Source organism: Deinococcus misasensis DSM 22328 (assembly GCF_000745915.1).
GTDB lineage: Bacteria > Deinococcota > Deinococci > Deinococcales > Deinococcaceae > Deinococcus_C > Deinococcus_C misasensis.
Map to the genome: position 1 here is coordinate 1 of NZ_KN050784.1, position 13,997 is coordinate 13,997.

Sequence of the window (13,997 nt, forward strand, 5' to 3'; positions counted from 1 at the left end):
AATGTAAGGGGTTATGGTCAGGATCCTGATTTCGCGGCTGACTGGCCATTGGCACCGTTCAGCCGGGGGGAGGTAGAATCGCTGCTTCTGGATCGGGAATTGCTGTGGTTTGAGGACCACCGACCTGTGACAGAGGAAGCAGATCTGGTGCTGACGTCAGGTGTAAGTGCCATGTTTCATGAGGGACAGTTATTCCGCTGGAATATGGGGACCTGGGAACAAAAGAGGGTCAAACTTTTCCAGCAGTTTTTCGGCCTCTGAACCGTCCAAAACTTCATCAAATTCCCCAAGGGTCAATAGGCGGTAACGTTACAAAACGTTGCCGCTTGAAACCTGCCTGAGACGGCAGGTTTTCGTTTAGAAGACGCAGGCAAGGAGGACAGTATGCGTGTAGCCATCGTTGGAGCAACCGGAGCCGTCGGACACGAATTTTTACGGGTGCTGGAAAACAGTCCCCTGAAGTTCAGCGAACTGAGGCTGTATGCCTCCCCCCGCAGTGCAGGCAGCACCCTGAAATTCAAAGGACAGGACCTGACCGTGGAAGTCATGCCTGAAGGGGCCATCGACGCCGATGTGATTCTGGCTTCCGCTGGAGGCAGCATCTCCAAATCCCAGGCCCCCAAATGGGTGGCCGGAGGCGCAGTGGTCATCGACAACTCCAGCGCTTTCCGTTACGACAAAGATGTTCCTCTGGTGGTTCCAGAGATCAACGGCGACGCCGCCCTGCAACACAAAGGCATCATCGCCAACCCCAACTGCACCACCGCGATTGCTGCTGTGGCTGTGTATCCTCTGCATCAGGCCTTCAAGGTCAAACGCATGATTGTGTCCACCTATCAGGCGACCAGTGGAGCCGGAGCCAAAGGCATGGACGAGTTGCTGCAAGAAACCCAGCATTACTTTGAAGGCAAACCCGTGCAAAATCAGGTGTTTGCCCACCCCATCCCCTTCAACCTGATCCCCCACATCGATTCCTTCCAGGACAACGGTTACACCAAAGAGGAAATGAAAGTGGTCTGGGAAACCCACAAGATCTTCGGGGATGACTCTTTCAAAGTGTCCTGCACCGCAGTGCGCATTCCCACCCTGCGTGCCCACAGCGAAGCCATCACTCTGGAGCTGGAAAAACCCGCCACCCCCGAGGAAGCCCGCCAGATCCTTTCGCAGGCCCCCGGCGTCAAACTCGTGGATGAGCCCGAGAACAAGGTCTACCCCATGCCCCTGAACGCCAGTGGCAAGTACGACGTGGAAGTGGGCCGCATCCGCACCAGTCTGGTGTTTGATGGCGGTCTGGAACTGTTTGTCTCTGGCGACCAGCTTCTGAAAGGTGCAGCCCTGAATGCTGTGCAAATCGCTGAATACATGCAGGCCAAAGGGGCATTGCCCACCCCTGAAACTGTAGCGCTGTAAACTTTTGTAAGTTTGGCTTTTAAACCTCACCTCCGTTTCCCGTAATTTGGAGAAACGGAGGTGTTTCACATGCAACGCAGGAACTCACTTGTTTTGGGACTGGTTTTGCTGGCATCTTGCAGTTTTGCAGCGGATTACCGCTTGCAAAAGGTGGCAGAGGGCTTCAATCAACCGCTCGGGGTGGTCAGTGCTCTGGACGGAACCGACCGCCTGTTTGTGGTGCAGCAAGGGGGCTTGGTCCGCATTGTCCAGAATGGAAAAGTGCTTCCAGAGCCTTTTCTGGACGTGCGTTCCCTGACCCGCGCTGGCGGAGAACGGGGTTTGCTTGGGCTGGCTTTCGCACCGGATTTCAAGAAGTCCGGTTATTTTTTCATCAATTACACCGACCGCAATGGAGACACCCAGATTGCACGTTACAAAGTGGGCAACAACCCCAATGAGGCAGATCCCAAAAGCGCCCAGAAGGTGCTGAGCGTTGAACAACCTTACGCCAACCACAATGGGGGCCACCTGGCTTTTGGCAAGGACGGTTACCTGTACATCGGTCTGGGAGACGGGGGCTCAGGTGGAGATCCCCAGAACAATGGCCAGAACATGAACACCTTGCTGGGCAAGATGCTGCGTCTGGACGTGGGTTCCTTGCCTTACAAGGTGCCAAAGGACAATCCCTTTGTGGGCAAAGACGGCAAAGATGAGATCTGGGCTTACGGCCTCCGCAACCCCTGGAAGTACAGTTTTGACCGCCAGACCGGAGACCTCTGGATCGCAGATGTGGGTCAAAATGCGCTGGAAGAGGTGAACTTCCAGAAGGCCAATTCCAAGGGTGGTGAAAATTACGGCTGGCGTTTGATGGAAGGCAACCAGTGCTACAACCCGTCTGACAACTGCGACAAAGGGAATCTGGTCAAACCGGTCCATGTGTATCCCCGTTCTGAAGGGGTCTCCATCACTGGAGGGGTGGTGTACAGAGGCAAAGCCCTTGCAGACCTGAAAGGCACGTACCTGTTCGGGGATTTTGGCACCGGTAAACTGTGGGGCCTGACCTCCTCTGACAACAAGTGGAGCAACAAACTGCTGATCAACACCGGAATGCAAATCAGCAGTTTCGGTGAAGACGAGGACGGCGAGGTGTACCTCACCGATTACAATGGAGCCCTTTACAAGCTTTCAAAGTGAAGGCTTGAGGCTTCCAGAGATCCACGCCAGATACTTTTCGCTGCCCTGTGCAATGTCCAGAGCCACCACCTCTGGGGTGTCGTAAGGGTGCAATTCCAGAATGCGCTGCTGCAAGGCAGCGTATTTTGCGGTTTCGGTTTTGATGACCATCAAGACCTCCTGATCCTGTTGGATCTCCCCTTCCCAGTGGTAAAGGCTGAGGATTTGCGGGATCAGGTTGATGCAGGCACACAGGTGCTCCTCAAGCAAAGTGCGGGCCAGAGGCTGTGCCACCTCCATGCTCGGGGTGGTGACCAGAACGATTTGATGGGAGGTCATGATTTGAGTATAGAATTCATGCGAAACATCAAAGGCCAAGATCATGGCCTTTGATGGAGATGTCTTTGTCTCAGCCCACCTCACGCCCGAGTTGCTCCAGAAACCCACGCATCACCACAACCCTCCTCTCCCCTTCTTCCCGGGCCGCCTGTGTGTGCATTTGCCCGGGAAGTTTGAACAGTTTCAGGTAAAAGTGGTCGATGGTGTAGGTCAGGTCGTCATGCTCCCGGTGGTGTCCAAACGGGTCTTCTGGGTGGTACAGCGCACGTCCCATGCTGCCCCCGAGCATCAGGCACCTTGCGATGCCGATGGCTCCCAGAGCGTCCAGACGGTCTGCATCCTGCACGATTTTGGCTTCCAGTGTCTCTGGGGCAATGCCTGCTGAGAAACTGTGGGCATGAATGGCATGGTGGATGGCTGGAAAAAAGGATGCCGGATGGCCCATTTTGGACAGGTGTTCGATGGCCTGATCTGCTGCCAGTCTGGATGCCTGTTTGCGCAGGGGGGAATCCTTGGGCACAATCACGCAGTCGTGAAGCCATGCAGCAGGAACCACCACCTGCAAATCGGCGTTTTCTTGCAAGGCAAGCTTTTTGGCGCTGAGCACCACCCGTTGGATGTGCTCAAGGTCGTGTCCAGCATCAAACCGGGCATGTTCAAAAAGGCAGGCTTTGAAACGTTCTTCCCACACACTGAGGTCTTGAGGCATGCCTTGCAGTATATCCAGAGTCACAGCACACCCCTGCTCTGGGTGCTGTGGGCACTGCCGAAATGGGCCTCGAACAGTTCCGCATTGCGCATCTCGGTCTGGCGGTCAAGTTGCCCCACAAAGCCCACAGGGGGATCACCGTCCAGAAGGGTTTGTACACCTGCCAGAATGGCGGCTTGCACCAGATAAATGTAGGGTCCCACCTCTGCCCCATGGATGAAATTCACGGCGTTGCCGTGGTTGCCAAAGTGCAAGGTGCGTTCACCAAAGCGCACACGGCTGAAATGGGCTTCCCTCTGGATGCTGTCGCAGCGCTGAAAAAGCAATGGATCGAGTTCATCGTCTGCCGAAGTCACCGAGAACACATAGCTGTGCCCTTTGAGGTGATGGGTGTCCTGCACGGTCAGGGCTTGATTGCCTGTGGCACAGAAAAACAGGTCGGTGGCTTGCAGCAGGTCCATGCGGTTTCGCACCCGATGATTGATGCACTGGGCATAAATCCGCTGGTTGGGATCAAGGTCCCACACGTACACGTCGTAGCCTCTGGCCCGCAAACTGTGGGCGATGCTCTGGCCAATCTTGCCAAAACCAAACACCGTGATCACCTGATCGGCAAACAGCAGGCCTTCTTCACGCAGGAGGGCCTCGGCGGAAAACACGATGGATTTGCCCACATTCCAGTCTTCGGTCCGTTTGGCAAGGCTGCGGGCCACAGACAGGCAAGGCACCGTCAGGGGAACCACCGACTCGTATTTCTGGTGGCCGTTTTCGGTGTCCTCCACCACCCCGAGGAAACGCTCCCCAAAGTGCTCTTTCAGATCGTGAATCACCTGATGGAAGTACCCTCCGATGTCCACAATCATGAAGCGTCCAGAGGGCCGGATTTTTTCGATGAACTGGATCATCTGGTTGCGGTCACTGGTGAATTCACGGTCCAGAAAGTACAGGGGGTACTGGCTCTGGACAATCGGCAAGTAGGCTTCGCTGATGCTGCGGGGTTTGGGCACCACCGCCAAAATGTCCCCGAGTTGCTCAAGGGCCTTCAGAAAAGGAGGCATGCTGCGCAGCACATGACCCACCACAATGAAACCCACATCTCGGGCAGATGTGGGCTGGAGCACGTTGCTGAAAAAGGAGTGGGCTTTTTCGGGTTCGATCTGGCGGCGGTCTACAGGTGTAAGCATGGTAACTCTCCTTTGCAGTCGAGGGAGTGGGGCTTGTGGTTGTCTTGTCCGTGAAAAGGGCTGCAAGAACAGCGTCGGTACAGCCAGCCACCTGTGCTGCTGTCCCCCCATGTTCGGAAATTCACGTACAGATCAAAACGAAATAACCCCTAGTTTCTGCTAGGGGTTATGCCGTATTTGTAAGCTTTTTGTAGACCGTCTTACACCTCGCCAGACGGCATGAAGCTAGAGGTTCGTGTCTTACACCCTCTCTAGGGTCAGCGCAAAGTTGCGGCCATGCGCACCAAGAGAGCCATCAGCCGTCAGCGTTCAGCGATCAGCCAAGAGGAAAGTTTTCTGGCTGCCTTTTGAGCTGAAAGTCTGAGTGGCTTTGATTTTGTGTCTTTTGGTTTTGCTGTTCCCTACAGCAAAAGCCTCTGGAGAAGCTTTTTGCTGAAAGCTGAAGGCTGATCGCTGAACGCTTTTTCCAATGACATGCCACAGGTCAGACTTTGCGCTGACCCTAACACGCTCTCTGGCTTCGTCCCATCAGAAACACGACCACTCCTGTGCGGTGGACAGGGAAACATCCGGCAAAGCTGGGGTGAGGTCTTCCTGAAAACCCACACCTGCAAAAACCATCCGCAGTGTCCATGTGGAACCCGCAAAAGTTCCACCCACCGCCAGAGGACTGGTGCGCCATTCGGATTCCAGACGCACAGGCACCTCAAAAGGAACCTGCCACCAGCCTTTGATCCCGTACTGTGTTTGCTCTTTCAAAGGGGCCAGATTTGACCCACCCAGCACCCAACCCACCTGACCTGCCAGACCCCATCCTTCTTGTTGGTATCCCACCTGCACACTGCTGCGCCATGCCCGTGCAGAAATGAATTGCTCTGGGGTGCCCAGAGGCAGACCCAGCGTCCCTTTGACCCAGAAATTCGAGACAGGGTAAGACCAACTGAGCACAGGATCCCCCAAACCCAGAGCAGGTTGATCGTAAAAAGCCTGCTCACCAGAGGCCAATTCATAAAAGGCCAGACTCCGACCCCGTTCTGGATTCACAATGCGGTTCAGTTCCACAGCACTGTGAAACACATCCAGAGGGGCATCCAACACCCCTCCCCAAACGTATTTCAGGGGCCATGAAACCCCGAGTTCGCCCACAGGGGTTGCTGCTCTGGCGGTCAGGTCCAGCACCCAGCTTTCAGCATCAATGCCGATTTTTCCCCAATCTCCCTCGCTGTAAGACTGCTCGTTGATGATGCTGAAGTTCAGTCCCACACGGTAACCTTCAGAAATGGGAGGCTGTCCAAAAGGAGAAAGCAGACCGCTGTGGATCTGGCTGGGGGCCTCGGGCAAGAGCAAGGGTTGAGCCATTCCCCATGAACCCAGAGCGAGCAAAAAGGCAAGACAACGCTTCACAAAAAGTCATTTTACAGGTTTGCACGATGGCAAAAGAAAAAGCCCCACCCATGCAGGGTGAGGCCATGCTTTTTTGAAACTTGGCTTTTTTGAAGCTTACCAGCCGAGCTGGTACTGGGCGAAACCATCGGGGGTGGTCCCGATCTTCTTGGCGTTGGAAGGCAGGTACTTCTCAGCGTTGGGGCTGGAGAGGAACAGCACACTCTGGCCGGGGATGGGGCTCAGTTTCCAGTTGTTGTCGGCGGTGGGGTTGATTTTGCCCTGAGCGACCATGTACTGGATGATGGCTTCGCGGTTCTCATCGGGAGAATCCAGCACGATGTTCTTGCCGTTCAGACCGGGGAAGCTTCCGCCGCCACCTGCACGGTAGTTGTTGGTGACCACAATGAACTTCTGCTCGGGGTTGATGGGTTTGCCTTCAAACATCAGGTTCTTGATGCGGTGTGCACCAGCGTTCACCACTTCGCCTTTGCTGTTGTAACGGCTGGGCTGGGTCACGTCGATTTCGTAGGTCACCCCATCGATCACATCGAAGTTGTAGGTGGGGAAACTGGTGTCAATCAGTTCCTGATTGGCAGGTCCTTTGGGATCGATCTGTTTGAACTGTCCAGCGCTGCGCTCCAGCCACTCCTGCACCTGTGCTCCGGTGATCAGCACCCCTTTGATGGTGTTGGGGTAGATGTACAGGTCAGAGATGTTCTTGATGGCCAGCGTTCCGGCAGGAATGTCGGTGTAGTAACTGGCCCCTGCACGGCCACCCGCTTTGAAGGGAGCAGCAGCAGACAGGATGGGGTACTTGTCGTACTCGGTGCCTTGCAGCATGCGCTTGGCGTACCACATCTGCGCCTGAGACACGATCTGCACACTGGGATCGTCCTGCACCACAGCAAAGTAGCTGTTGATGGGGGCTTCCAGATCGGCGACCTTGCCACGCACGTAATCGAGGGTGTGCTGGTGGTCGTCTGCCACGGCTTGGACCACGGCAGGATCGCTTTCCACCAGAGCTTTTTTGTTCACCTTGTCAAAGATGGGACGGATGGTGCCTTTGCGGTCCAGAATGGTCCACTTGCCGTCTTTTTTCTCCAGTTTGAGGTCCACCACACCGAGGTTGTTGCCCCAGAATCCGGGCATCACGGCAGCGACACCGTTCAGGGTGCCCTGTTTCACGTCTGCACCGGGGTAGGTGGCGTAGGTGGCGCTGGGGAATTCAGCGTGGGAGTGACCGAACAGGATCACGTCGATGCCGGGCACTTTGGACAGGCCAGCGGTTTCGTTCTCGTCCAGTGCTTTGGGATCGGGATCACCCAGACCCGAGTGGGCAATGGCGACCACCACATCTGCACCTTTGGCTTTCATCTCAGGGACAAATTTTTGGGCGGTTTCCACGATGTCTCTGGTGGTGACTTTGCCTTCAAGGTTGGCTTTGTCCCACAGCAGGATTTGTGGGGGCACAAAACCAATCACACCCACTTTGATGGTGTGCAGGGCGTTGTTTTCGTCGCGCACCACTTTGGTGATGATGCGGTAGGGTTTGAAGTAATTCTTTCTGCCCTCGGCGTCATAGACGTTGGCGTTCACGTAAGGGAAGTTGGCTCCCTTGAGGCTCAGCTTCAGGAAGTCCAGCCCGTAGTTGAACTCGTGGTTGCCGATGTTTCCGAGGTCGTAGTCCAGCAGGTTCATGGCTTTGTACACCGGGTGGGTTTCGCCTTCTTGCAGGGGGTCCACACGGGCCACGTAATCCCCGAGGGGGTTTCCCTGAATCAGGTCGCCGTTGTCAAACAGCATGCTGTTTCTGGCTTCCTGACGGGCCTGACGGATCAGGGTGGCGGTGCGGGCCAGACCGTACTCATCGGTGCTCTTGTCCTGGTAGTAGTCGTAGTTCAGGACATTCACGTGGATGTCCGTGGTCTCCATGATGCGGAGCTCCACGGTGGCAGCCTGTGCCACGCCCGTCATGATCAGCATGAGGCTGAGGTGTTTGAGGTGTTTCATGGTTGTCCTTTCCGTGTGCAGCCAGAGTCCATCAACCGTAAGGTCAACCACACTCTGGTTGAGAAAAAAAGCATGGGCTTTGAGAGTGGCATCTAGACCACTTTCAACCCGGTTAAGCACACGTGACAATAAACTTACCACGTCAGGGGGATGTCAAAACAGCCCCCTTTGTTGTCGTGCCAGACTTTAGTCATACGTAAAACTTTTGTTAAATGCACCTGAACCATGAAGCCACAGAAAAACCCCGACTGGGTCAGGAAACTTTACAAACAAAAAGCCCCTCTGGAAAACCCGGAGGGACCAAAAGCCTTCAGATTCAGCGGTTGGAGATGTGGATGGCCTGACGGTGCACGTGCTCTGCAGCCTCAAGCACCGCCTCACCCAGCGTGGGGTGTGCGTGAATGGTCAGGGCAATGTCAGACACCGTGGCAGCCATTTCCAGACCCAGAGAAGCTTCACCCAGCATGTCTGAAGCGTGCGGTCCAACAATGTGCACGCCCAACAGCAGGTCGGTTTCGGCATCGGAAACCATCTTCACAAAGCCGTCGGTGCTTTGCAGGGTCATGGCACGGCCACTGGCTGCAAAGGGGAACACCCCGGTTTTGACTTTGTAACCCTTGTCTTTGGCTTCCTGCTCGGTGAGGCCAACCCATGCAAACTCGGGGCTGGTGTACACCACTCCGGGGATGGCCACCACGTCCATGGCGCTCTTTTTGCCTGCGATCACTTCTGCAGCCACCAGACCCTCTTTCATGGCTTTGTGGGCCAGCATGGGGTTTCCGGCCACATCGCCAATGGCATAGATGTGGGGGATGTTGGTTTGCAGTTTGTCGTTGACTTCAATGAAGCCCCGGTCGCTGACCTTCACGCCAACGCCTTCAAGGTTCATGCCCTTGGAACGGGGACGGCGACCCACAGCCACCAGCACCCGATCAAAGATTTCGGTGCGTTTCTCGCCGGTTTCCACGCTTTCGATTTCCACGTGGAGGCCATCGGCTTTCTTCTCAAAGCGGTTGGCTTTGGTGCGCACTTCAATTTCGATGCCCTGCTTTTTGATGGCCTTCACAAACTCTTTGACGGCATCTGCATCTGCACCGGGAATCACCTGAGGGGCGAACTCGATGATTTTGACTTTGGAGCCGAGGTTGTTGTACACGTGGGCAAACTCGAAGCCAATCACGCCACCACCAATGCACAGGACCCGTCCGGGAATGGGATCAGGCACCACCAGAGCACCTGTGGAATCCACGATGTCTTGCTGGTCGATGGGGAAAGTGGGCAGGGTGGCAGGTTCAGAACCGCTGGCAATGATGATGTTTTTGGCGGTGACTTTCTGGTCTCCGACCTGCACGGTGTTGGCATCCACAAAGCTGGCGGCTCCGGTGAACACAGCCACCTTGTTGCCTTTCAGCAGGCTGCTGACCCCACCGGTCAGGCGTTTGACGATGCCTTCTTTCCAGCCGTTCAGTTTGGCGATGTCCAGTTTGGTCTCGTTGAAGGTGAGGCCAAAGTCTTTGGCATGTTTGCTCTCTGCCATTTGCTCGCCAGCGTGCAAGAGGGCTTTGGTGGGAATGCATCCCACGTTCAGGCACACGCCACCCACTGCACCCATTTCTGCGACAGCGGTTTTCAGCCCGAGTTGTGCAGCGCGAATCGCAGCGTGGTATCCGCCAGGACCGGCCCCAATCACCAATACGTCGTAATCCATTCGTCACTCCTTACGCAGGCCCTGAAGTCTCAGGGCTGTTGAAACGGCTGCCATGCAGCACGGCAAGCAAAAATCAGCGGCTGTGTTTCAGGCCGATGTCATGCCTGAGACCTACCGCTCATCAGTTTACCTCTGAAATCTGGATCTCAAAAGTGAAAACCTCTGCTTCCCTGCCGTTAAGACCTAGATTTCTTTCGCTCGTTGCCCCGTTTGAAGTTTCCAGTGGCTTTGGCAAGCAGCAATTGTTGCTGCTCTGGACTGGCTTTTTCCAGTTGTTTGAGCATTTTGCTGGCCTGAGGATCGCGGTAGGTGCGCACATGCTTGCCTTCGTGGTAAACGAACAGTTTTCCGTCGGAATGGACTTGAAATTCAAAAGGATGTTCTTTTAAAGCGTCATGCTGGTCAATGGGCATGCTTTTATCATATGGGCTTTGCCAACATCCACCTTGTGATCTGCATGTTCTTGACATCATGAGGTTCAAGGTTCAGAGGTCCAACCTCCTGTGGGCCACCTGCCCACCATCTGGTTGCAACCTGCCATCTTCTCAAAACCAATGGACACCCATTGGCTCTTGATCGAGTCCAACTGCTGCACACGCTCCTGCAATGCTTCATCTTCCACCCTCTGAAAGTAGACCCGCGGTTGACCAAAGAAGGTGTGCAAGATTTCAGGCGCAACGGGTTTCTTCCGGGGGTGGTCAGCCATCTGTTTCTGCACATGTGCAGGGAAAGAAACCAGTTGAGCAGCGGTAAATGTCCAGAATTCAAACACTTTTCCCGGTTGCTGTTCAAACTGGATCGGCAAAACCCGACTTGGAGAGGTCAGGCAAATGCTTTTCTCGTCAAATGGCAGGGATTTCAGCATTTCTGCGATCCCAAGCGTCTTCTTGCGAAATGCTGCAGCTTTCTCAGGGTTGGATTGATTTGCTTGCTCGTACAGGGCGGTCAAAGCGTCATTCGATGGGTATCGGGGGCGTTTGTTGAGGGGTTGATCCAGATCTCGGGTCAACACCGAAACCATCAAACGGCTCTCTGTCCCACGCATAAAACCATAGTCATGCTTTGCCAACCAGATTTTGATTTTGGAGGTGGAGTACGTGTTGCGAATGGTGTGGATCAGGGGTTGGTACACAGGGTCTGAGGTGACTTCTTCGACATGCACTCTGGGGTCCATCCAACTCAGAATGGCCGGGTTGGGTTGTTGCCTCTGGTAATTGTAGATCCCATAAGAAACCGTGCCCATCATCGTGAAAACCAATCCTGCGGACAGCATCAGGGTTTGACGGGTCATTCTGAAATTTGCCTTGGTCTGTTCTTTGACTGCCACTTGAATCACATCCATTCCTGACCTGAGCAGAAAAACCTGTGCCGCCACACGCCCCTCTGAAGCTTGCACATCTTGGTGCATGTCCCGAATGTTCAGCAAGATGTCTCGGGCATACTGTTCCCGGAATGCGACTGGGTAAAGTTTCAAAAGCCATTCAATCCATTTCATCGGGTCCTCTGCTCGCTGGCTGGTCCATGACATCACCTTCCAGAGTGTGAAACCGGACCGTCACGCATAAACTATCCAATTCAGATATATCACAGTTGGATATATGACCGCAAGTGGGAGCAAGCGTAACTTTCATCCCTCACTGTTTCGAAAAAAGCTTGCTATTCTATATAACGTATCTCAGGAACCTTTCGGGAAACTTTTCACCCGCGAGTCTCGCACAAGCCACCATTGTCCGTGCATCCTCAGGCAGCAAGGAGAAAACCATGAGCATTCAAGCAAACAAAGTTGTAGAGCTGGATTACGTTCTGACCATTGAAGGTGACGTGATTGACAAAACCGAGCCTGGCGAACCCCTCCTGTACCTGCACGGCGCAGGCAACCTGATCCCCGGCCTCGAAAAAGAACTCGAAGGCAAAAATGTGGGAGACAGCCTGAGCGTCACCATCGAACCCGCCGACGCTTACGGCGAATGGGACGAGCAAGCCATCGAAGTGTTCAGCTCTGAAAACTTCGAAGGCAACGTGGAAGTGGGCGCCACCTACTACGCCGAAAACCCCGATGGAACCATGATGCCCTTCACCGTCCGCGAAGTGCGCGACGATCAAGTGGTCGCAGATTTCAACCACCCTCTGGCCGGACAAACCCTGCACTTTGACGTCAAAGTGGTCAACATCCGCGAAGCCACCGAGGAAGAGATCGAGCACGGCCACCCCCACGGTCCCGACGGCACCGACGTTCACGACGAAGATTGATTCCAGCAGTCCAAAAAGAACTGGCTTTTGCCAGTTCTTTTCTTTTGCCCAAAAAGCGGTCAGCCTGCCCGAAAACCCAGAGCAAACCCGGCCACAAAAGCCCCAGTAAAGGGCAGGTTGGCGGTGATCAACTTCATGAACTGGTCGGTGGCGGTCCGCACGTTTTCCTCTTTGAACAGGGGATCGGCTTTCTGCTGGATGCTGAGCCAGTCAATCTGGATGAACCCATAAGCCGCCAGAACCTGCAACAAAATGAACAGGCCCCCCACCACAAACAGGGCCATCTTCCCCACCTTTTTCACGAAATAGCCAGCAGCAAAACCCAGCACGCCACCAAAAGACAGTTGCCCGATGTACGGGGTGAGGAAATCCAGATCCATAACGCCAAGTCTACTCTGGATGGACGGTTGTGGATGAGGAAACCCTCTGGACTGTCCATGCCTGAACCCTCCTTTTGTAAGGGTTCTCAGGGTAGGTGCGACATCTAAAGGTAAAATACAAAAGACGGTCCGGTTGATGTCCATTTTTCTGGCCTTCCAGAGCAGAATTTCACATTGAACTTCCGGACATCTGTTCAGAAAGTGCTGGCTTGCTTTCTGCCTGTCCTGTCTTTGACCGCATCGGCGGAACCATTCCCTCAGAGGTCGCGTATGAATCATGTGTCGCAAGTGTCAGAGTACAACCCCAGTCATCCTGCGGAACTGCAACTCCTCAAGAAAGGAGATGAGCGCGCCTGGCATCAACTGATCGAAACCCATCAGGACCGGATGCTGACCTACCTGTTCCGACTGGAAGGCAACTACGAGGACGCTCTCGACCTGACCCAAGAAGTGTTTTTCCGTGCCTGGAAAGGCATCCACACCTTCAAAGACGGCGAGCCTTTCTTGCCGTGGCTTTACCAGATCGCCCGCAACACCCAGATCGAGAAACACCGCCGCAAATCCCATCCCCAGTTCTCCATGGAAGAAGCTGCAGAGGAGGTGGGCTTCGAAGTCACCTCGCACCTGCTCAGTCCGGTGGTGCAGGCCGAACGGGCCCAGAACGCCGAACTGGTGCAAGAAGCCCTGCTCACCCTCCCTGAAGATTACCGTGAAGCTGTGGTTTTGCGTTTCGTGGAAGAAATGAGTTATGAGGAAATTGCTACCATTCAGGGCGTTGCTGTGGGCACCGCCAAAAGCCGGGTGTTCCGTGCCAAGGAAATGCTCGCCCAAGCCCTCAAAGGACGGGTGGATTGAAGTGCAAGACATGGCCTGAACCTTCAGGCCCGAGAAATAGAGGTTGTCATGGATAAGCCCCTGAACGCTCACAACCAGAACAGCATCAACCATCTGGATTTCGGTCAACCACCTCCAGAGGGGTTTTTTGCGCGTTTCAAGGAATTCTATGATGCCGCCACCGCTCTGGATCAATTGCCGCTTCTGGACGTCCCCGACTGGCTGAGCACCTACACCGCCACCAGCATCTACAGTGCCATTTCGTTGAACATCCAGCAGGCCAAACCCCTCATCGAAGCCGCTCCCAAATTCCTGGAAAACTTCCTGCCTCCCACCTATGCCCTGCGCGAGCCGACCATGACCGATCAAGAACTGCAAAAACTGCTCCATGACCTGCCTTCCCTGAAGGCACCTGAAGGCTTGGCGGCTCGGGTGATGGAACGCATTCAGGAGGACCTGCTGACCCAGAACCTGCAGGGTCTCAAAGTGAAAGCGCCAGAGGGTTTTGCTGCCCGCATCGCAGAACGCATTCAGGAAGACGCCCTCAAAACAGAACTGCAATCCCTGAAAGTCACCGCACCCGAAGGCTTTGCCTCGAAAGTCCTGCAGCACATCCATTCCCAGAGCGAAGC

The 13,997-nt window shown here is 54.7% G+C and carries 15 protein-coding genes; 6 read left to right on the plus strand and 9 right to left on the minus strand.

Annotated features, from left to right (window positions below; genetic code table 11):
- The 3 genes from Q371_RS27820 to Q371_RS24810 all read left to right on the plus strand — a co-directional run.
- Positions 1-261, plus strand: a 261-nt coding sequence (locus Q371_RS27820) for a hypothetical protein (RefSeq protein ID WP_034346358.1), incomplete at its 5' end; no start/stop codon positions are given.
- A 123-nt stretch (positions 262-384) separates the two neighbouring features.
- Positions 385-1,410: an aspartate-semialdehyde dehydrogenase gene (locus Q371_RS24805; RefSeq protein WP_034346361.1), complete on the plus strand. Its 1,026-nt coding sequence runs from the start codon at positions 385-387 to the stop codon at positions 1,408-1,410.
- A 69-nt stretch (positions 1,411-1,479) separates the two neighbouring features.
- Positions 1,480-2,586, plus strand: coding sequence for a PQQ-dependent sugar dehydrogenase (locus Q371_RS24810; RefSeq protein ID WP_034346410.1), 1,107 nt, complete (start codon positions 1,480-1,482; stop codon positions 2,584-2,586).
- Here the strand turns inward: Q371_RS24810 and cutA are convergent.
- The 8 genes from cutA to Q371_RS24850 form a co-directional block, all read right to left on the minus strand.
- Complete coding sequence (gene cutA, locus Q371_RS24815; protein WP_034346364.1) at positions 2,578-2,904, minus strand: divalent-cation tolerance protein CutA; 327 nt, start codon at positions 2,902-2,904, stop codon at positions 2,578-2,580. The two genes, Q371_RS24810 and cutA, sit on opposite strands and share 9 nt — an antisense overlap.
- A gap of 70 nt (positions 2,905-2,974) precedes the next feature.
- Positions 2,975-3,613, minus strand: a complete 639-nt coding sequence (locus Q371_RS24820; protein WP_034346368.1) for an HD domain-containing protein — start codon at positions 3,611-3,613, stop codon at positions 2,975-2,977.
- A gap of 20 nt (positions 3,614-3,633) precedes the next feature.
- The gene (locus tag Q371_RS24825; RefSeq protein WP_051965237.1) at positions 3,634-4,797 is read right to left on the minus strand and encodes a Rossmann-fold NAD(P)-binding domain-containing protein; all 1,164 of its coding nucleotides are present in this window, start codon (positions 4,795-4,797) and stop codon (positions 3,634-3,636) included.
- A gap of 528 nt (positions 4,798-5,325) precedes the next feature.
- Positions 5,326-6,201: a hypothetical protein gene (locus tag Q371_RS24830; RefSeq protein ID WP_157442937.1), complete on the minus strand. Its 876-nt coding sequence runs from the start codon at positions 6,199-6,201 to the stop codon at positions 5,326-5,328.
- Between the two features lie 96 nt (positions 6,202-6,297).
- Positions 6,298-8,193: a bifunctional 2',3'-cyclic-nucleotide 2'-phosphodiesterase/3'-nucleotidase gene (locus Q371_RS24835; protein WP_034346375.1), complete on the minus strand. Its 1,896-nt coding sequence runs from the start codon at positions 8,191-8,193 to the stop codon at positions 6,298-6,300.
- Positions 8,194-8,509: 316 nt separating this feature from the next.
- Entirely contained in the window at positions 8,510-9,901 is a 1,392-nt protein-coding gene (lpdA, locus tag Q371_RS24840; protein WP_034346379.1) for a dihydrolipoyl dehydrogenase, read from the minus strand.
- 176 nt (positions 9,902-10,077) lie between these two features.
- The gene (locus tag Q371_RS24845) at positions 10,078-10,314 is read right to left on the minus strand and encodes a hypothetical protein (protein WP_034346383.1); all 237 of its coding nucleotides are present in this window, start codon (positions 10,312-10,314) and stop codon (positions 10,078-10,080) included.
- Positions 10,315-10,379: 65 nt separating this feature from the next.
- On the minus strand, positions 10,380-11,396 hold the full coding sequence (locus Q371_RS24850) for a hypothetical protein (protein ID WP_034346387.1): 1,017 nt from the start codon (positions 11,394-11,396) through the stop codon (positions 10,380-10,382).
- Between the two features lie 266 nt (positions 11,397-11,662).
- On the opposite strand from Q371_RS24850, the gene Q371_RS24855 reads away from it, so the two are divergent.
- Complete coding sequence (locus tag Q371_RS24855) at positions 11,663-12,151, plus strand: FKBP-type peptidyl-prolyl cis-trans isomerase (RefSeq protein ID WP_034346391.1); 489 nt, start codon at positions 11,663-11,665, stop codon at positions 12,149-12,151.
- A 59-nt stretch (positions 12,152-12,210) separates the two neighbouring features.
- Here Q371_RS24855 and Q371_RS24860 read toward each other — a convergent pair whose 3' ends face one another.
- Complete coding sequence (locus Q371_RS24860; protein ID WP_051965238.1) at positions 12,211-12,531, minus strand: FUN14 domain-containing protein; 321 nt, start codon at positions 12,529-12,531, stop codon at positions 12,211-12,213.
- 270 nt (positions 12,532-12,801) lie between these two features.
- On the opposite strand from Q371_RS24860, the gene Q371_RS24865 reads away from it, so the two are divergent.
- Both Q371_RS24865 and Q371_RS27645 read left to right on the plus strand, forming a co-directional pair.
- Positions 12,802-13,386: an RNA polymerase sigma factor gene (locus Q371_RS24865; RefSeq protein ID WP_034346395.1), complete on the plus strand. Its 585-nt coding sequence runs from the start codon at positions 12,802-12,804 to the stop codon at positions 13,384-13,386.
- A gap of 48 nt (positions 13,387-13,434) precedes the next feature.
- Positions 13,435-13,997, plus strand: a 563-nt coding sequence (locus Q371_RS27645) for a hypothetical protein (protein WP_034346397.1), incomplete at its 3' end; no start/stop codon positions are given.